This is a genomic window from Fulvivirga lutimaris, assembly GCF_009711525.1.
Lineage (GTDB): Bacteria > Bacteroidota > Bacteroidia > Cytophagales > Cyclobacteriaceae > Fulvivirga > Fulvivirga lutimaris.
On record NZ_SMLV01000013.1, the window covers coordinates 1 to 259 of the forward strand.

Consider the following 259-nt stretch of genomic DNA (forward strand, 5'->3'; position numbering starts at 1 on the left):
CGGTGTGAACGTTGTACTAAAAGGTACAACCACTGGTACTGTTACCGATATAGACGGTAATTTTAAGCTTTCTGTGCCATCAGAAGGTGGTACATTAGTATTTTCATTTATCGGTTTAGGCACTGAAGAAGTGGTAGTTGGTACTAGGTCGGTTATTGACATGCAGATGTCTCCTGATGTGAAGCAACTGTCAGAAGTTGTTGTAACAGCGGTAGGTATTGAAAGAGAAAAGAAGGCATTAGGTTACTCTGTTGCTTCA

The 259-nt window shown here is 40.9% G+C and carries 1 protein-coding gene; it reads left to right on the top strand.

Annotation, left to right across the window (positions count from 1 at the left end; translation table 11 throughout):
• Nucleotides 1-259 (top strand): carboxypeptidase-like regulatory domain-containing protein (locus E1140_RS00025; RefSeq protein WP_155177921.1); only part of this gene is annotated, 259 nt, incomplete at both ends.